Below are 17762 nucleotides of genomic sequence, written 5' to 3'. Positions count from 1 at the left end.
TCGCGCCCGGCGCAGGCGTCTTTCCACCGCTCCTGCCCAAGCAATCGCAGGGATTGTCTCACTGTCCTGCCGGCGCCGATCCGCCCGTCGCAGTGGAAAACCCCAGCAAAGCGGCCTTGCACCCGCAGCAAAATGGCTCCATTGACAACCGGGCCGCTGACCACACATGTTCCGCCGCCAAGGCGCAATCCCCGAGTCGCGCCGCCATGCGAAAGGAATCCTGATGCCCGTCGTCGTTGTTGAATCCCCTGCCAAGGCGAAGACGATCAACAAATACCTGGGCTCTGATTACACGGTCCTGGCCTCTTACGGGCACGTCCGGGACCTGCCGCCCAAGAACGGTTCGGTCGATACCGACAACGATTTCGAAATGCTGTGGGAGATCGCTTCGGACAGCAAGAAGCACGTCAAGGCCATCGCCGACGCGCTGAAGGACGACAATGCGCTGATCCTCGCAACCGACCCCGATCGCGAAGGCGAGGCGATTTCCTGGCACCTCGAAGAGGCCCTGCGCAAGCGAAAGGCGATCAACAAGGATACGCCGGTCAGCCGCGTGGTCTTCAACGCGATCACCAAGACCGCCGTCACCGAGGCGATGAAGAACCCCCGCGAGGTCGACGCCCCGCTGGTGGAGGCTTACCTTGCCCGCCGCGCGCTGGACTACCTTGTCGGCTTCAACCTGTCCCCGGTCCTGTGGCGCAAGCTGCCCGGCGCGAAATCCGCCGGCCGGGTGCAATCGGTCTGCCTACGCCTGATCGTCGAGCGCGAGATGGAGGTCGAGGCCTTCAAGCCGCGCGAATACTGGACCGTGAAGGCGCTGCTCGGCACGCCCGGCGGCAATGAATACGAAGCCCGCCTGACGGTTCTGGGCGGCAAGAAGCTAGACCGCTACGACATCGGTAACGAAACCTCGGCCAGTGTCGCAGTGCAGGCCGTGACCAGCCGCGACCTGAGCGTCAAATCGGTCGAGGCCAAGCCCGGCGCGCGCAACCCCTCGCCGCCCTTCATGACCTCGACCCTGCAGCAGGAAGCCAGCCGCAAGTTCTCGATGGGTGCACGTCAGACGATGAGCACGGCGCAGCGGCTGTACGAGGCCGGGCACATCACCTACATGCGGACCGACGGCATCGACATGGCGCCCGAAGCGGTGACGGCCGCGCGCGAGGCGATCAAGGACCGCTACGGCGCCGATTACGTGCCGGGCAGCCCGCGGGTCTACAAGAACAAGGCCAAGAACGCGCAGGAAGCGCACGAATGCATCCGCCCGACCGACATGACGAAGGACGCGGCGGCGCTGCACATTTCCGACAACGACCAGCGCAAGCTTTACGACCTGATCTGGAAGCGCACGCTGGCCTGCCAGATGGAGGCCGCGCGGCTTGAACGCACCACCGTCGATGTCGCAAGCGCCGACGGCCAGGTCGAACTGCGCGCCACGGGGCAGGTCATGCTGTTCGACGGCTTCATGCGGATCTACGAAGAGGGCCGCGATGACGCCGTCGTGGATGACGACGACAAGCGCCTGCCGATGATCAAGCAGGGCGAGCCGGCCGAAAAGCGCAAGATCACGCCGGATCAGCACTTTACCCAGCCCCCGCCCCGCTACACCGAGGCGACGCTGGTCAAGCGGATGGAAGAGCTCGGCATCGGCCGGCCCTCGACCTATGCCTCGATCGTGACCACGATCCAGGACCGTGGCTATGTGCTGAAGGACAAGAACCGCCTGATCCCCGAGGACAAGGGGCGGCTGGTGACGGCCTTCCTGTCGAACTACTTCGCGAAATACATCGAGTACGATTTCACCGCCGACCTGGAAGAGGAACTCGACGACGTCTCGGCCGGTGACCGCGACTACAAGGAGGTGCTGCGGCGCTTCTGGCGCGATTTCTCGGCCGCGATTGCCGATACCTCCGAACTGCGCATCACCGAGGTGCTCGACAAGATCAACGAGGTCCTCTCGCCGCACCTGTTCCCGCCGACGCCCGACGGCACCGACCCGCGCCTGTGCCCGAACTGCGGCCAGGGCAAGCTGTCGATGCGCACCGCGCGTTCGGGCGGCGCCTTCATCGGTTGCTCGAACTACCCCGAGTGCCGCTATACCCGCCCCTTCGGCCCGCCCAACCCCGAAGCCGAGGCCAGCGCGATCCCGCCCGAAGGCAAGCTTCTGGGCGAGGACATGGGCGACAAGATCTATGTCATGAAGGGGCGCTTTGGTCCCTATTGCCAACGGGGCGAGTTGAGCGAAGAGAACAAGAAGCCGCCGCGCCAGTCGGTGCCGAAGGAATGGAACCCCGAGGACCTCGGCCTGGAAGACGCCGTGCGCCTGCTGGCCCTGCCCCGTCTGATCGGCCCGCACCCCGAGGACGGCGTGAACGTCTGGGCCAATATCGGGCGCTACGGACCGTATCTGAAGCACGCCGAAAGCACATCCGACCGGGGCGGCACAAATGCCAACCTCGAAGGGCTGGAGGACGTCTGGACCGTGGGCATGAACCACGCGGTGCAGTTGCTGGCCGAAAAGCTGGCCTCCCGAAAGGGGCGCGGCGCGGCCAAGACCCTGCGCGAGATCGGCGAACACCCGAACGCGGGCGGCCCGGTCGCCATCATGGAAGGCAAATACGGGCCTTACGTGAAGTGGGAAAAGATCAACGCGACCCTGCCCAAGGAAAGCGACCCCGAGAAGCTGACCATGGAAGAAGCCGTGCAGCTGATCGAGGAACGCGCGGCGAAATCCGGCAAGAAGGTCACCAAGAAGGCCGCGCCCAAGAAAGCCGCCGCCAAGAAGCCCGCTGCAAAGAAACCGGCGGCCAAGAAGGCCCCGGCAAAGGCTGCGACGGCAAAGAAGACCACGGCCGCGAAGAAGCCTGCCGCCAAGACGACAACGAAGGCTGCGACAAAGACTGCGGCCACGCCCGACACCCCGACCGAGTGACGGCGCCGGACAGCGGAAAAGAACAACCTGACAGACAGGGGTCCTTCGGGACCCCTTTTTCACATTCACGTGGTCGCATATTTATGACGCCGCGCGCCGGTAACCCGGACGTGAATTGGCTCTCCGGGCCGGAACCGCCAGATTGGCGCTGATCGACGCCCCCTCGGGCCACCAAGCGAACGGAGACTCCCATGACCCTCAGCCGCCGAAAACTTATCCTGACGGGGGCCTCCGCCGCTTTGCTGCCCGTGGTTTCCCCCACCCTTCTGCTGGCGCAGGACGCCGCCCCGACGGATGCGGAACGTGCCGCCTCGCCGCATGTACGCCGCAATACGTCCGGATTCGCACAGCAAAGCTGGCAGGATCATTTCGACAGTCTGGGCAAATCCGCCATCGTCGCCGATACCGCGTCGCGGGCGCTGCATTACTGGAACGCGGAGGGCGATTACCGCATCTATCCGACCTCTGTTCCGGCCTCCGAAGAATTGACGCGGCGCGGCTATACCAGCGTGGTGCGCAAGCGCGTCGGGCCCGACTGGACCCCCACCGCCTCGATGATGGAACGCAACCCCGACCTGCATTACATGCCGCCGGGTCCGGACAATCCGCTTGGCACGCACGCCATGTACCTTGGCTGGCCCGCCTACCTGATCCACGGCACCCATGACACGCGCAAGATCGGCCGCCCCAGTTCGGACGGCTGCATCGGCCTGTATAACTTCGCCATTGCAGAGCTGTTCTCGGTCACGCCGATCGGCACCCAGGTCCGGGTCATCTGACCCGATTGCTGCAGGGCGGCGTGAAATGCCGCAGCACCGCAATTGTTTGACTTCACTGATTGTAACGATCACAAAGTGACCGAAAGCGATTGGAGGACGCAATGAAGAAAGTCTATGGATCCGCCGCCGAGGCCCTTGACGGGCTCTTGTTCGACGGCATGTTCATCGCCGCAGGGGGGTTTGGGTTATGCGGCATTCCCGAACTGCTGATCGACGCAATCAAGGACGCAGGCACGAAGGATCTGACCTTTGCTTCCAACAATGCCGGGGTCGATGAGTTCGGCATCGGCAAGCTGCTGCAGACGCGTCAGGTGAGAAAGATGATCTCGTCCTACGTGGGCGAGAACGCCGAATTCATGCGTCAGTACCTGAGCGGCGAGCTTGAGCTCGAGTTCAATCCCCAGGGCACGCTGGCCGAACGGATGCGCGCCGCAGGCTGCGGCATCCCCGGTTTCTACACCAAGACCGGCGTCGGCACCCAGATTGCCGAGGGCAAGGAACACAAGGATTTCAGCGGCGAAACCTACATCATGGAAACCGGCATCTTTGCCGATCTGTCCATCGTGAAGGCTTGGAAAGCGGATACCACCGGCAATGCGATCTTCCGCAAGACGGCCCGCAACTTCAACCCGCCGGCGGCCATGTGCGGCAAGATCTGCGTCATGGAGGTCGAAGAGATCGTCGAGCCCGGCGAACTGGACCCCGACAACATCCACCTGCCCGGCATCTACGTGAACCGCATCATCAAGGGCGACCACGAGAAGCGGATCGAGAAAGTCACCACGCGCAGCCGGGAGGAAGCATGATGTCCAGCGAAAACACCGGTTGGGATCGCAACCAGATGGCCGCCCGCGCGGCTGAAGAGCTTGAAGACGGCATGTACGTGAACCTCGGCATCGGGATTCCGACGCTGGTGGCCAATTACGTCGGCGACAAGGACATCACCCTGCAATCCGAAAACGGCATGCTGGGCATGGGCCCCTTCCCCTATGAGGGCGAAGAGGATCCCGACCTGATCAATGCCGGCAAGCAGACGATCACCGAGCTTCCCAAGACGGCCTATTTCGACAGTGCCACCAGTTTCGGCATGATCCGGGGCGGCAAGATCGCCGCAGCGATCCTGGGCGCGATGGAAGTGGCCGAAAACGGCGACCTTGCGAACTGGATGATCCCGGGCAAATTGGTAAAGGGCATGGGCGGCGCGATGGATCTGGTGGCCGGCGTCGGCCGCGTGATCGTGGTCATGGATCACCAGAACAAGGCCGGAGAGTCCAAGCTGCTGAAGGCCTGCACCCTGCCGCTGACGGGCGCCGGTGTGGTGGACCGGATCATCACCAATCTCGGCGTTCTGGACGTGGCCGAGGGCGGTCTGAAGATCGTCGAGCTGGCCGATGGCGTGACAGAAGAGGCAATGCGCGCTGCCACGGAAGCCACCATCCTCTGATCTGATCCAGCTCCGACGTCCCGGACGAACCCGGGACCTGCGAAACACGAAAAGGCGCCCCAGGGGGCGCCTTTGTCGTTCCGGGTGCATGGTTACTCTGCGGGCGCTTGCCGGGCAGGCGCGGGACCCGCCAGGGGCTGCTCCACAAGCCGTGTCGAAACCAGAAAGGCCAGCCCGGCCATTACCGCGCCGAACAGGAACATCGGGGAAATCGCCTGGGCAAAGGCTTCGATCACCTCGGCCTTCACACCCGTTTCAAGCTCGGCCACGAAAGTGGTGGTGATCTGGCGCACGCTTTCGATCTGCGGCAGCAGCGGGGCCACGTGCAGCTGCATGCCGTGGTTGAACATCGCCCCGAAGATCGAGGTGCCCACCGCGCCCCCGGTCAGCCGGAACATGTTCGCCGAGGCCGTGCCGACGCCCATGTGCTCGCGCGGGATCGAGCTTTGGATCGCCACGACGCCGACCGCCAGGTTCGGCCCGATCCCCAGCCCGATGAAATAAAGGTTCAGCGCCAACTGCCAAAGCGGGGTCTCGACCGTCATCCGCGACAGGGCGAACATGGCCCCGCACAGGATCGCCGTGGCCAGCATCGGCAGGAAACGGTAGCGTCCGAAGGCCGTGATGATCCGCCCCGAGGACACGCTGGCCGTCATCAGCCCGGCCATCATCGCAATCAGGTAGACGCCACTGTCCGCCGGCGCGATCCCCTTGACCACCTGCAGGTACATCGGGATGAAGGAAATCGTCCCGAACATCACCATGCCGACCAGCAGGTTGACGCCATTGGCCACCTGAAAATTGCGCACCCGGAACAGAAGCAGCGGGATGACCGGCTCTGCTGCGCGGGATTCCACGAACAGGAAACCGGCAAGCGACAGGGCGATCAGCCCGATCAGCGCGATGACCGGAATCGAGATCCAGGGCAGCATCGTGCCGCCGATATTGGCCATCAGCACGACCGAACTGAGGAAGACCATCAGCAACCCCGCCCCGGCAAAGTCGAGGGTATGGGGCGCATGGACCGTCTGCCTTTCCAGCGTCCGGGTCAGCACCACAAAGGCCGCGATGCCGAAGGGAATGTTGACGAAGAAGATCCAGTGCCAGCCCACGGTCTGCACCAGAAGTCCGCCGACCAGCGGGCCAAGCACCGTCGACAGGCCGAAGACGGCGGAAAAGGCGCCCTGCCACTTGGCCCTTTCGCGCGGCGGCAGCATGTCCGCGACAACCGCCAGCGAAACCACGATCAGCGCCCCACCCCCGGCGCCCTGGATCGACCGGCCCAGAATCAGGACCGGCATGTTCCAGGCCGACCCGGCGACCCAGCCTCCGACAAGGAAGATGCCGATGGCACATTGCAGCACGATCTTGCGTCCGTACATGTCGCCCAGCTTGCCCGCGATCGGCGCGCCCACGGTCGAGGCCAGCAGATAGGCCGTCACCACCCAGGTGATATAGGACAAGCCGCCGAGATCGCTGACAATTTCCGGCAGCGCGGTCGAGACGATGGATTGCCCGGTCGAGGCCAGGAACAGCGTCAGCGCCACGGTGGACAGGACAACGTACATCCGGCCGCGCTCTGGCAGGGCCTGGATTTCCGTATCGTCGGGGCCGGCCGCAGCCGGGGAATGATCGCTCATTGTTCGTTTCTTCCAGAATTCCGGCAAAGCGGCACGACACGGCGTGGAATCGCCGGCGGCGGCTTGATAAATTGGTTTAAAGTAAATATGTGCACTGCGCATTTGCATGTCAATAGCACGCAATATGACCCACCCGGAGGACAGGCCCATCGGTACGCGAGACGAAGACATGGCGGCATTCCTGGAACATGCGGGCATCACGCGACGCATGACCGACAAGGCGCTTGAGGTGGACGCGATTCTGCAGCAATGGCGCCGCCGTATCGACAAGCGCGAACTGGGCCAAATGGCACTGACCGAACTGGGGCTGGACATCGACCTGCCCAAGCTCGACGTGCTGATCGCCACCTGGGCCCCCAGCAATGAATTCGGCACCGAGACCGGCGAAACCATGGTCTCGACCATCGCGACGCGGCTGCATATCGACCCCTCGCGCGCCTCGCGACTGGTGTCGGAACTGATCGGTCAGGGGCTTCTGGCGCGCGGGGTCAGCCAGCAGGATGCCCGCCGTACCATCGTCGAACTGACCGACAAGGGCCGCGCCACGGTCAATGCCGTGCGCACGATCAAGTTCCTGCTTCTGGGCGATTTCCTGTCCGGCTGGACCGATGCCGAGGTCGAGACCTTCCTGCCGCTGCTCGACCGCTTTTCCACCTGGTCCGAGGAAAGCCGCGCCAAGGGCCAGTCGCGCCTTGCCCCGACCATCGCGGAATTGCGCGCCGGGCTGCACAAATCGGCGCATTAGGGTCGTCAGCCCGCAAGGCCCGGCCTAGGTTTCCCGCATGACGACGCAATTGCCCCCTTCCCTGCCGCCGCAGTTCCGCGACTGGTTCACCACGCGTGGCTGGGATCTGCACCCCCACCAGGCCGAGATGCTGGCGCGCGCGCACGATCCGTCCCTGCTGCTGGTGGCACCCACCGGGGGTGGCAAGACCCTGGCGGGCTTCCTGCCGAGCCTGCTGGAACTGGCCGGGGGCGATCACAGCGGGTTGCATACCCTCTATATCTCGCCGCTGAAGGCGCTGGCCTCGGACATCCGGCGCAACCTGGAAACGCCTGTGGCCGAGATGGGCCTGCCGATCCGGATCGAGGACCGCACCGGCGATACCTCTTATACCCGCAAGCGACGGCAAAGGGCCGATCCGCCCCATATCCTGCTGACCACACCGGAAAGCCTCGCGTTGCTCACCAGCTACGAAGACGCGCCGCGGATCTTTGCCGGGTTGCAGCGCGTTGTGGTCGATGAAATCCACGCCCTGGCCGAAAGCAAGCGCGGAGATCAGCTGATGCTGGCGCTGGCGCGGCTCGACAGCCTCTGCCCCGGCCTGCGCCGTGTCGGCCTGTCCGCCACGGTCGAGGACCCGCCCGCCCTCGCCCGCTTCATGGCCCGTGCACCGCAGCCCTGTCACGTGCTGATGGCCGACCCCGGCCCGGCGCCCGACATCGCGATGCTGTCAACGGCCGCGCCGCCGCCCTGGTCCGGGGGCGGTGGCATTCACGCGATGGAAGAAGTGCTGGAACAGGTGCGTAAACATCGCATCACCCTGATCTTCCACAATACCCGCGCCCAGGCCGAGATCTTTTTCCATCATCTCTGGATGGCCAATAGCGAAGGCCTGCCAATCGGCATCCATCATGGCTCGCTTGACCGGGTGCAGCGCGAAAGGGTCGAAAAGGCCATGGTGCAGGGCCGCTTGCGGGCCGTTGTCTGCACCGGCAGTCTCGACCTTGGGATCGACTGGGGCGACGTGGACCTGGTGATCCAGGTCGGCGCGCCCAAGAACGTCAAACGGCTGGTACAGCGCATCGGGCGGGCCAATCACCGCTACAACGCGCCCTCCAAGGCGCTGCTGGTGCCCGCCAACCGCTTTGAGGTGGTCGAATGCCTGGCCGCGCTGGAGGCCGCGCGCGACAATGATCTGGACGGCGATCCGCGCGGGCCGGGGCCGCTGGACGTGCTCTGCCAGCAGATCCTGATCACCGCCTGCGCCGGGCCCTTTGACGCCGATGCGCTGTTCGATGAATTCCGCCGTGCCGGGCCCTATGCGGCCCTGACCCGCGACAGGTTCGAGGCCTGTCTCGACTATGTGGCGACCGGGGGCTATGCCCTGCGCGCCTACGACCAGTGGCAGCGCCTGAAACAGCGCCCCGACGGCCAATGGCAGTTGCGCGACCCCCGCGCCAGTCAGCTGATCCGGATGAACATCGGCACGATCCAGGACAGCGACATGCTGAAGGTCCGGCTGAAACGCGGCGGTGGCAAACCTCTGGGCGAGGTTGAAGAGGGCTTTGCCGCCTCGCTGACGGCGGGGGACACCTTCCTGATCGGCGGGCGGATCGTGCGCTATGAAGGCCTGCGCGATCTGGTGGTCGAGGTCAGCCGCGACGCGGGCCGCAAGCCCAAGGTCGCGGTGTTTTCCGGCACCAAGTTCGCCACCTCGACGCAGTTGTCCCAACGCATCCTGCGCCTGTTCCAGCAGGACAGTTGGCCTGGCCTGCCCGCCCATACCGCCGAATGGCTGACCCTGCAGCGCCAGGTCTCGCGCCTGCCCGAACCCGGCCGGCTACTGCTGGAGAGCTTTCCCCATGACGGGCGTCACCACCTGGTCGCCTACGGTTTTGCCGGTCGCAATGCGATGCAGACCCTCGGCCTGCTGCTGACCAAGCGGATGGAGGAACAGGGCCTCGCACCGCTTGGCTTTGTTGCCACGGATTACGCCACGCTGATCTGGGGGCTGGAGGACGTGCAGGACCCCGAGCCGTTGTTCGACCCCGAGGCGCTGCGCGACGGGCTGGACGGTTGGCTGGCGGGCAATGCGGTGATGAAGCGGACCTTTCGATCCGCCGCGACCGTTGCCGGTCTGATGAACCGCAACACCCCGCAGGCGCGAAAGACCGGGCGGCAGGCGACCTTTTCGTCGGACATCCTTTACGACACCCTGCTGAAATACGACCCCGACCACCTGCTGATGCAGATCACGCGGGACGAGGCGATGCGGGGTCTGGTCGATTTCGCCCGGATCGAGGATCTGACCCGCCGCATCGCCGGGCGGATCGATCATGTCCGGCTGGATCGCGTCAGCCCGCTGGCCGCGCCCCTGTTCCTTGAGGTCGGCAGAGTCCCGGTCGTCGGCGAGGGCCGCGACCGGCTGGAGGCGGCGGAATCCGACCGCCTGATGCGCGCCGCCGGATTGCTGTGAGCCGCTTGCAACCCGCGCCGTCCCGCGCCAACACGGGTGCCATGAACGGCTATGATTTCACTTTCGCCGGAACGACGCTGACGGCGCGCGGGTCCGGCGCGCTCTGGTGGGCGGAGCAGCGGTTGCTTTGCGTCTCTGACCTGCATTTGGGGAAAAGCGAACGCATCGCACGCCGGGCGGGCAGCGCCCTGCCCCCCTACGAGATCCGCGATACGCTGACCCGGCTGGAGGCCGAGATCGAGGCGCTCTCCCCCTCGACGATCATCTGCCTTGGCGACAGTTTCGACGATGCCGCCGCCGTCCGCGCGCTTGGCGAGGCCGACCACCTGTGGCTGGCGCGCCTGCAGGCCGGGCGGCGCTGGATCTGGATCGAAGGCAACCACGATCCCGGCCCTCTGAACCTTGGCGGCAGCCACCTGCGGGACATGGTGCAAGCCCCGCTGTGCTTCCGCCATATCGCCCAGCCCGAGGCGCGGGGAGAGGTTTCGGGCCACTACCACCCCAAGGCCGGGCTGCGCGGGCCTGCCCGGCCCTGTTTCCTGGCCGATGGCGCGCGGATCATCCTGCCGGCCTTTGGCACCTATACCGGCGGGCTGCGCAGCCGGGACCCGGCGCTGACCAGCCTGATGCAGCCCGGAGCGCTGGCGATCCTGACCGGCCCGCGCCCGCGCCCGATCCCGATGCCGCGCTAGAACAGCCCGTCGATCTCGAGCGCGGCGTTCAGGCCGATGTTTTCTGCTGCGGGATGGCGCGGCAGGCCCGGCATGGTCATGATATCGCCACAGATCGCGACGATGAAACCGGCCCCGGCAGACAGACGGACCTCGCGAATCGGGATACGGTGGCCGGTGGGGGCGCCCCGCGCCGTCGGATCGGCCGAAAAGCTGTATTGCGTCTTGGCCATGCAGACCGGCAGGTGCCCAAAGCCGGCGGCCTCCCATTCCACAAGCTGGGCGCGGATACGGTCATCTGCGTCGATCCCTTCGGCCCGGTAGATGCGCTGCGCCACAGCCTCGATCTTGCCCAGCAGGGCCGTGTCGTCAGGATAGGTCAGCGCGAAATCTGCCGTGCCGCTGTCGGCCAGGTCGGCAACACGGGTCGCCAGCGCCTCTATCCCGGCGGATCCTTTGGCCCAGTGGTTGCACAGAAAGACCTCTGCCCCCGCTTCCGTGACGCGACGGGTCAAGATGTCCAGCTCGGCCTCCGTATCGCCGGTAAAGCGGTTCACGGCGACCACCACCGGCACGCCGAAACCGCGCAGGTTCTCAAGGTGGCGGATCAGGTTGGCAAGGCCTGCCTCGACCGCTTGCGCGTTCTCTTCCCCCAGATCCGCCTTGGCGACCCCGCCCGACATCTTGAGCGAGCGTACCGTGGCCACCAGCACCACCGCATCCGGCGACAGCCCGGCCTTGCGGCACTTGATGTTCATGAACTTCTCGGCCCCGAGGTCGGCACCAAAGCCCGCTTCGGTCACCACGTAGTCGGCCAGTTTCAGCGCCGTACGGGTGGCGATGACGGAATTGCAGCCATGGGCGATATTGGCGAAGGGGCCGCCATGGACGAAGGCCGGGTTGTTTTCCAGCGTCTGCACAAGGTTGGGCAGGGCCGCATCGCGCAGCAGTGCCGTCATCGCGCCATCCGCCTTGAGGTCGCGCGCCCGGATCGGGGTCTTGTCACGCCGATAGGCCACGATGATCTCGCCCAGTCGCGCCTGCAGATCGGTCAGGTCCTGCGCAAGACACAGGATCGCCATGACTTCCGAAGCGACGGTGATGTCAAAGCCGGTCTGGCGCGGAAACCCGTTCGTCACACCGCCGAGCGAGGTCACCACGTCGCGCAACGCCCGGTCGTTCATGTCCATCACCCGGCGCCAGACCACACGCCGCTGGTCGATCTCCAACGCGTTGCCCCAGTAGATATGGTTGTCGATCATCGCCGCCAGCAGGTTGTGCGCCGAGGTGATGGCGTGAAAATCCCCGGTGAAATGCAGGTTCATGTCCTCCATCGGCACGACCTGGGCATAACCGCCCCCCGCCGCGCCGCCCTTCATCCCGAAACAGGGCCCGAGGCTGGCTTCGCGGATGCAGATCGCTGCCCGCTTGCCGATCCGATTCAGCCCGTCTCCCAGGCCGACCGTGGTGGTGGTCTTGCCCTCGCCCGCCGGGGTGGGGGTGATCGCAGTCACGAGGATCAGCTTGCCATCGGGGCGCGTTTCCAGACCAGAGATGAAATCCCTGTCGAGCTTGGCCTTGTCGTGGCCATAGGGCAGCAAGGCCGCCTCGGGGATGGCGAGCCGCGCGCCGATCTCGCGGATTGGCTTCTTGCCGGCGGCGCGGGCGATCTCGATATCCGAGGGGGACGTCATTGCAACCTCTTGCTATTGGGACATTTGGCCCCCAGCAGACCGTGCGCGGCCCGGCAATGCAAGGGTCCGGGGCCCGCATGACCGTGGCATTTCGTTCCCTGTTTCCCGAACGACGCGAAACCCGTCCCCGGCTGTATACACGTTGCAAGCGCGCCACAAATGGGTGCGATCGCGCGCGGGTTGCTTGAGCCGCATTGCCGTAACGTCGCCCCGGCCCTAATGCCCGCCTCCAGTAATCGCTGCGCAGTCCGGAAAGTATGGAATACCACCATGGAACCGAAGGGCCGTGACGGGGTTAACTACACAGGACCACGGATAACATGCTGCCAAGGAGTAAGATGACATGAGCGCTGCCACCATCGTGTTTCACGCAAGTTTCGCCGCAACCCTTCTGCTTGCCGCGGTCCTGCTCGGCTGATCTCAGTCTGCCGCGACAAGGCCCGCGTCCCCTCCGCGGGCCTTGTCGGTTACTTTTCAGATTGGATCCCAGGGACGTTGCGCGGGAATGAACAGGCGCATCTGATCCCCGAGGGCAATCTCCCCTTCCTTTTCCACCCAAGCTGTCACCCCGCGCCGACCTTCGGCGGCGGGTTTGAACGTCTTGCCGTATCCCGGCAGCGCGTCTTCGATGACCCGCGCCGGCAGGGTGCAGGGCAGGTTTTCCATGTCCACCGTCAGGGTAACGCCGTCCGGTCCCTGAAGCCGGGAAGATGGCGGCAGATGGGTGAAATCCGGGATCCCTTCCAGAACCAGCGTCGCCCCCAGAAAGGCCGGATCGAGGCTGTCCAGCCCCATGGTGGCCGCGATCCTCGCCAGTTCTTCGGCCGATAGAATCGAGAACTGGCGCACATTTCGGATCTCGGTGCCACGTTTCGGATATTGATTCAGCACCCGCGAACAGGACGGACGGGTCAGCCCGCCGTGGTCCTCGCCCCGGGGGCCGTCGAACCCCGCCGTGATCCTGGGCACCGCGCCCGAGGCAAGAGCGGCTTCGCGGTCTGCGACCATGCCCAGCCAGGTAACGCGGGCGATGTAGTCGGTTTTCACAAGGGCGGGCACGGGGCGGCTCCTTTCGGGCTTCGGGATAGGGGGACGATGCCGCCCCGGGGCCCTCCGTGCAAGAGCCGACGGACCGCGCGCTCGCTTCCGATGCACCCCCGCTGGGGAATTGCCCCCTGCCCGCCCAACGAAAAACCGGAGCCTCAAGGGCCCCGGTTTTGTCGTGTCGTCGCTGATGCCTCGGTTCAGGCGGTCGGTTCCGGCTCCAGCCCGCCTTCGGGCTTGCCGCGCGGCTTGGTCTTGGGGATCGCCGTGACCGAAGGGGCGCTGCCCGTGCCGGGCGCGTCGTCGCCGTCCTCTTCGGATTGGGGCGGCTCGCCGCGCATGACACGTGCGATCTCGGCACCGGTCAGGGTCTCGTATTCCAGAAGGCCCTGCGCGAGGCGTTCCCATCCATCGTTGTTCTCGGACAGGATCTTGTAGGCCTGCTGATATCCCTCGTCGATGATCCGCTTGACCTCTTCCTCGATCAGTTCCTTGGTATTTGCCGAGATCGAGAAACCACCGGCGCCACCGCCCCCGCGGAAGGCCTCGGCGGCCTCCTGGTAGTCAATGTTGCCGACCTTGTCGGACATGCCCCAGCGCATCACCATTGCGCGGGCCAGGTTCGAGGCCTGCATGATATCGCCCGAGGGACCGTTGGAAACGGTGCCTTCGCCGTACTTGATGATCTCGGCGGCCTTGCCGGCCATGGTCATGGCGATCTTCTGTTCCAGCTCGTCCTTGAAGTAGTTCAGCTGGTCCATTTCCGGCAGCGACATCACCATGCCAAGCGCCTGACCGCGCGGAATGATCGTCGCCTTGTAGACCGGGTCGCATTTGGGCAGCGACATGCCGACCACGGCGTGACCGGCCTCGTGATAGGCGGTCATTTCCTTCTGCGCCGGCGTCATCACCATGGAACGCCGTTCGGCCCCCATCATGATCTTGTCCTTGGCGTTTTCGAAGTCGAGCATGGTCACGAAGCGGCGGCCGACACGGGCCGCCATCAGCGCGGCCTCGTTCACCAGGTTCGCCAGATCCGCGCCCGAGAAACCGGGCGAGCCGCGTGCGATGATGCGCAGGTCTACATCCGGACCCAGCGGGGTCTTGCGGGCGTGGACGCTCAGGATCTTTTCGCGGCCCTTCACGTCGGGATTGGGCACCGTCACCTGGCGGTCGAAACGGCCGGGGCGCAGCAGCGCCGGATCCAGCACGTCGCGACGGTTGGTCGCGGCCACGATGATGACCCCTTCGTTGGCTTCAAAGCCGTCCATTTCGACCAGAAGCTGGTTGAGGGTCTGTTCGCGCTCGTCGTTGCCACCGCCGTAACCGGCCCCCCGATGGCGACCGACTGCGTCGATTTCATCGATGAAGACGATGCAGGGGGCATTCTTCTTGGCCTGTTCGAACATGTCGCGGACACGGCTGGCGCCGACACCGACGAACATTTCCACGAAATCGGAGCCCGATATGGTGAAGAAGGGCACGCCGGCCTCGCCTGCAACGGCACGGGCCAGCAGCGTCTTGCCGGTCCCCGGAGGGCCCACCAGCAACGCGCCCTTGGGGATCTTGCCGCCGAGGCGGCTGAATTTCTGCGGGTTGCGCAGGAATTCGACGATCTCTTCAAGGTCTTCCTTGGCTTCGTCGATCCCGGCCACATCGTCAAAGGTCACGCGGCCATGCTTTTCGGTCAGCATCTTCGCCTTGGACTTGCCAAAGCCCATGGCGCCGCCCTTGCCGCCGCCCTGCATGCGGTTCATGAAATAGATCCAGACGCCGATCAGCAGCAGGATCGGCAGCAGCGACAGGATGAAGGCCTGGAAACCGCTTTCTTCCTGACTTTTCGCCGACACCGGAATGTTCTTGTCGATCAAGAGGTTGGTGACTTCCGCATCCTGCGGCTTGATCGTCACGTAATCCTGACCGTCGGTCCCCTTGTAGAGAACCTTTTCGCCATCCAGCGTGACAGAGGTCACGAAGCCGTCGTCTACTTCGGACACAAAGGTCGAATAGGGACGGTTGGTGCTTTGCAGCGTGTTACCTGACCCGCTGAACAAATTGAACAATGCAACTATCAGCAGCAGCAGCACGGCCCAGAAGGCGAGGTTTTTTGCGGTGCCCACGTGAGCTCTCCCATGAAAACTAGTGTTCTTGCGCCTAACATAAGGCCTTAGGGGATTAAATAAGTTTCATTCCCGCGCATTCAATGAGCAAGCAATGCCGAGAAGAAGGCGTCCCCGTCCCGGAGCAGTTTCGCCGTCCAGCCTTCGCCGAAGCCCGCATGGGGCGCTGCCACCAGCCTATCACCCTGCCAGATGGAAGGGTAGCCCGCCAGCGACCGGAACGGCAGACCCGCGCCACGCCAGTCAGGGCATTGCGCCAGACCGTCTTCGCCCAGGGCCCGGATCCCGGCGCCGTCGAACCACGGCCCGATCAGCAGCCAGCGTCCGTCCCAATGCTGCCCCTGCCGGGCGGTCAGACCGGCCACCGCCCCGGCTTCGCGGGTGATGCGCACGTCGGACTGGTCAAGGCTGATGTGGCAGCCGTGCAGGGTCATGCCCGTCCCCGACCGCACCGCTTCCAGCGCCATGGCCAGCGACCGGCGCCGGGGCGCGTATTCCGCCCCCGACACCCAGAGCAGGGCCTGGATCAGCAGGCGACGGGCGATTTCCGGTTGCAACATGCGGAACCCGGCCCGCGCCATGACGATATCACCGGCCTCGATCCTGACCAGTTTCTGCGCCTCGGAAAAGCTGTACCAAGCCAGTGTGCTGCGCACCGAGGCGATGTTGCGGGCGGTTTCGCTGATCGCGGAAACGGTGATGCCGAGGCCCGACAATTCGTCCAGCGCCTTGCGGATGCGGATGCGCTCGAACCGGTCGTCTTCGTTGGAAGGGTCGTCGATCCAGGCAATGCCCTTGCGTTCAAGGTAGCCGCGCAGGGCGGTCCGGCGTTGATCCAGCAGCGGGCGCACGAAGGTCACCGACCCTTCCCGCCGCCGCACAGCCATCCCCGACAGCCCGTCTGTGCCCGCCGAGCGCGCCAGCCGCATCAGAAAGGTCTCGGCCTGGTCTTCGGCGGTATGGCCAAGGGCGACTGTGCGAAGGCCATGCAGCCTGGCCCATTCCGCCAGCAGGCGATAACGGGCGCGTCGGGCCTGATCCTGCAGATTGCCCTCTCCGTTCCAGCCGGTCCAGGTCAGGATGTCATGGTCAAGACCCAGGGCGCGGGCCTGTTCGCCCACCTTTTCGGCCTCGTCCCGTGCGGCGGGTCGCAGCCCGTGATCCACGGTGACCACCCGAAGGCCAAGCGCCTCGGTCCGTGCGATTTCAGCGAGAATATGCAGCAGGGCAAGGGAATCCCCGCCCCCCGAAACCGCGACACCGATGTCCTGCGGCGGCCCCGGCAGGAAATGCCCCGCGACGATTTCGCGGAAAAGCGCATCCGGGTCGGTCACTGACAACCTTGCGATTGCGCCGCCGTTTCTGCTTCGCGGGCCTGCGAGGTATCCGGGAACCGCTGGCTGACCGCGCCATAGGTCCGACAGGCGGCAGCGGTTTCACCCAGCTGGCTCAGCAGGTCGCCAAGGCGGAACAGGGCCACCGGCGCGGTATCGCCCTTGGGCGCCAGGGTGAAGGTCTGCAGATAGGCCGCGGCCGCTTCATTGGTCTGCCCCTGACCTTCCAGGGCGCGGGCCTTGCCAAGCTCTGCATCCACCAAAAGCGGACTGCCGGGATAATTGGCCGTAAAGGACTGGAAACCATCCAGCGCCGCATCGTAATTGCCGGTATCGAGTTGCGTCTGCGCCGAGCGGAAATCGGTTTCTTCGCCGACGGCGAATTGCGGATCCGCGCCACCGTTAACAGCGGACGACGGCACGGGCCCCGGGGGCACGGCCGTCGCGGAGGTGCCGGTGCCAGAGGCGGTTGCAGCCGCGCTGCCGCCAAGGGTGCTGGTCTCGCCCAGCTTGGAAACATCGCCGCCTTCCAGTTCGACAAGGCGGAATTCAAGATCGCCGATCCGGCGGGTGCCGTCAGCGACGATCGTTTCGATGCGATGCTCAAGCTCTTCTGTCTTGCTGGTCAGCCGCCGCAATTCGCCTTCGATTGCATTCAGACGGTCAAGCGGCGCCTGCCCGGTCAGCACTGTTCCGGCGCTGCCGGTGGTCGACAATTCCCGGTTCAGCGTCTGGACCTGCACGTTCAGCATGGTCAGTTGCTGACGGATATCCGCCAGCGTCTGATCCTGCGCGGCCGCGGCATCGGTCGCAGGCACGGTCCCGGTCTGCGCCAGGGTCAGGGAAGCCCCCCCGCAAAATGCGAGGGAGCAGGTGAGTGAAATCAGGATCCGGCGCATGGCAG

The 17762-nt window shown here is 65.1% G+C and carries 13 protein-coding genes; 7 read left to right on the top strand and 6 right to left on the bottom strand.

The window, feature by feature from the left end; translation table 11 throughout:
- Positions 1 to 223 precede the first annotated feature (223 nt).
- From topA to PSAL_RS00740, 4 genes are all read left to right on the top strand, one after another.
- Complete coding sequence (gene topA / locus PSAL_RS00755) at positions 224 to 2932, top strand: type I DNA topoisomerase (protein ID WP_119838623.1); 2709 nt, start codon at positions 224 to 226, stop codon at positions 2930 to 2932.
- 191 nt (positions 2933 to 3123) lie between these two features.
- Positions 3124 to 3711 carry a L,D-transpeptidase gene (locus tag PSAL_RS00750; RefSeq protein ID WP_119838622.1) on the top strand — a complete coding sequence of 196 codons (588 nt, stop codon included), beginning with the start codon at positions 3124 to 3126 and terminating at the stop codon, positions 3709 to 3711.
- A 101-nt stretch (positions 3712 to 3812) separates the two neighbouring features.
- Complete coding sequence (locus tag PSAL_RS00745) at positions 3813 to 4517, top strand: CoA transferase subunit A (RefSeq protein ID WP_119838621.1); 705 nt, start codon at positions 3813 to 3815, stop codon at positions 4515 to 4517.
- A complete protein-coding gene (locus tag PSAL_RS00740; protein ID WP_119838620.1) occupies positions 4517 to 5155 on the top strand; it encodes a CoA transferase subunit B in 639 nt (212 codons plus the stop codon). Before PSAL_RS00745 ends, PSAL_RS00740 begins: the two co-directional genes overlap by 1 nt.
- A 92-nt stretch (positions 5156 to 5247) precedes the next feature.
- Here the strand turns inward: PSAL_RS00740 and PSAL_RS00735 are convergent, their stop codons facing one another.
- Positions 5248 to 6795 (bottom strand): MDR family MFS transporter, encoded by a 1548-nt coding sequence (locus tag PSAL_RS00735; protein WP_231388569.1) that lies wholly within the window; start codon positions 6793 to 6795, stop codon positions 5248 to 5250.
- Between the two features lie 124 nt (positions 6796 to 6919).
- On the opposite strand from PSAL_RS00735, the gene PSAL_RS00730 reads away from it, so the two are divergent.
- The 3 genes from PSAL_RS00730 to pdeM are packed head-to-tail and all read left to right on the top strand — an operon-like array spanning position 6920 to position 10687.
- On the top strand, positions 6920 to 7540 hold the full coding sequence (locus PSAL_RS00730; RefSeq protein ID WP_231388568.1) for a MarR family winged helix-turn-helix transcriptional regulator: 621 nt from the start codon (positions 6920 to 6922) through the stop codon (positions 7538 to 7540).
- Between the two features lie 37 nt (positions 7541 to 7577).
- On the top strand, positions 7578 to 9995 hold the full coding sequence (locus PSAL_RS00725; protein ID WP_119838618.1) for a ligase-associated DNA damage response DEXH box helicase: 2418 nt from the start codon (positions 7578 to 7580) through the stop codon (positions 9993 to 9995).
- A gap of 41 nt (positions 9996 to 10036) precedes the next feature.
- Complete coding sequence (gene pdeM / locus PSAL_RS00720) at positions 10037 to 10687, top strand: ligase-associated DNA damage response endonuclease PdeM (RefSeq protein ID WP_119838671.1); 651 nt, start codon at positions 10037 to 10039, stop codon at positions 10685 to 10687.
- Here pdeM and PSAL_RS00715 read toward each other — a convergent pair.
- The 5 genes from PSAL_RS00715 to ybgF all read right to left on the bottom strand — a co-directional run bounded on the left by PSAL_RS00715 (position 10684) and on the right by ybgF (position 17757).
- Entirely contained in the window at positions 10684 to 12360 is a 1677-nt protein-coding gene (locus tag PSAL_RS00715; protein WP_119838617.1) for a formate--tetrahydrofolate ligase, read from the bottom strand. The genes pdeM and PSAL_RS00715 overlap by 4 nt on opposite strands.
- Positions 12361 to 12834: 474 nt before the next feature.
- Positions 12835 to 13419 (bottom strand): MOSC domain-containing protein, encoded by a 585-nt coding sequence (locus PSAL_RS00710; RefSeq protein ID WP_119838616.1) that lies wholly within the window; start codon positions 13417 to 13419, stop codon positions 12835 to 12837.
- Between the two features lie 185 nt (positions 13420 to 13604).
- Positions 13605 to 15524, bottom strand: coding sequence for an ATP-dependent zinc metalloprotease FtsH (gene ftsH, locus PSAL_RS00705; RefSeq protein WP_119838615.1), 1920 nt, complete (start codon positions 15522 to 15524; stop codon positions 13605 to 13607).
- 80 nt (positions 15525 to 15604) lie between these two features.
- On the bottom strand, positions 15605 to 16858 hold the full coding sequence (gene tilS, locus PSAL_RS00700; RefSeq protein WP_119838614.1) for a tRNA lysidine(34) synthetase TilS: 1254 nt from the start codon (positions 16856 to 16858) through the stop codon (positions 15605 to 15607).
- Positions 16855 to 17757, bottom strand: a complete 903-nt coding sequence (ybgF, locus tag PSAL_RS00695; protein WP_119838613.1) for a tol-pal system protein YbgF — start codon at positions 17755 to 17757, stop codon at positions 16855 to 16857. Before ybgF ends, tilS begins: the two co-directional genes overlap by 4 nt.
- Between the last annotated feature and the right edge of the window lie 5 nt (positions 17758 to 17762).

Origin of the sequence: Pseudooceanicola algae (assembly GCF_003590145.2) — a bacterium.
GTDB lineage: Bacteria > Pseudomonadota > Alphaproteobacteria > Rhodobacterales > Rhodobacteraceae > Pseudooceanicola > Pseudooceanicola algae.
Note: the sequence above shows the minus strand (reverse complement) of the source record. Positions and strands in the feature narration are given on the sequence as shown.

Excerpts from the sequence above, each read along its gene's own strand:
- pdeM (WP_119838671.1), top strand. The coding sequence starts at position 10,037 with ATGAACGGCTATGATTTCACTTTCGCCGGAACGACGCTGACGGCGCGC.
- topA (WP_119838623.1), top strand. The coding sequence starts at position 224 with ATGCCCGTCGTCGTTGTTGAATCCCCTGCCAAGGCGAAGACGATCAAC.
- PSAL_RS00740 (WP_119838620.1), top strand. The coding sequence starts at position 4,517 with ATGTCCAGCGAAAACACCGGTTGGGATCGCAACCAGATGGCCGCCCGC.
- PSAL_RS00735 (WP_231388569.1), bottom strand. The coding sequence starts at position 6,795 with ATGAGCGATCATTCCCCGGCTGCGGCCGGCCCCGACGATACGGAAATC.
- PSAL_RS00730 (WP_231388568.1), top strand. The coding sequence starts at position 6,920 with ATGACCCACCCGGAGGACAGGCCCATCGGTACGCGAGACGAAGACATG.
- PSAL_RS00725 (WP_119838618.1), top strand. The coding sequence starts at position 7,578 with ATGACGACGCAATTGCCCCCTTCCCTGCCGCCGCAGTTCCGCGACTGG.
- PSAL_RS00745 (WP_119838621.1), top strand. The coding sequence starts at position 3,813 with ATGAAGAAAGTCTATGGATCCGCCGCCGAGGCCCTTGACGGGCTCTTG.
- PSAL_RS00750 (WP_119838622.1), top strand. The coding sequence starts at position 3,124 with ATGACCCTCAGCCGCCGAAAACTTATCCTGACGGGGGCCTCCGCCGCT.
- PSAL_RS00715 (WP_119838617.1), bottom strand. The coding sequence starts at position 12,360 with ATGACGTCCCCCTCGGATATCGAGATCGCCCGCGCCGCCGGCAAGAAG.
- ybgF (WP_119838613.1), bottom strand. The coding sequence starts at position 17,757 with ATGCGCCGGATCCTGATTTCACTCACCTGCTCCCTCGCATTTTGCGGG.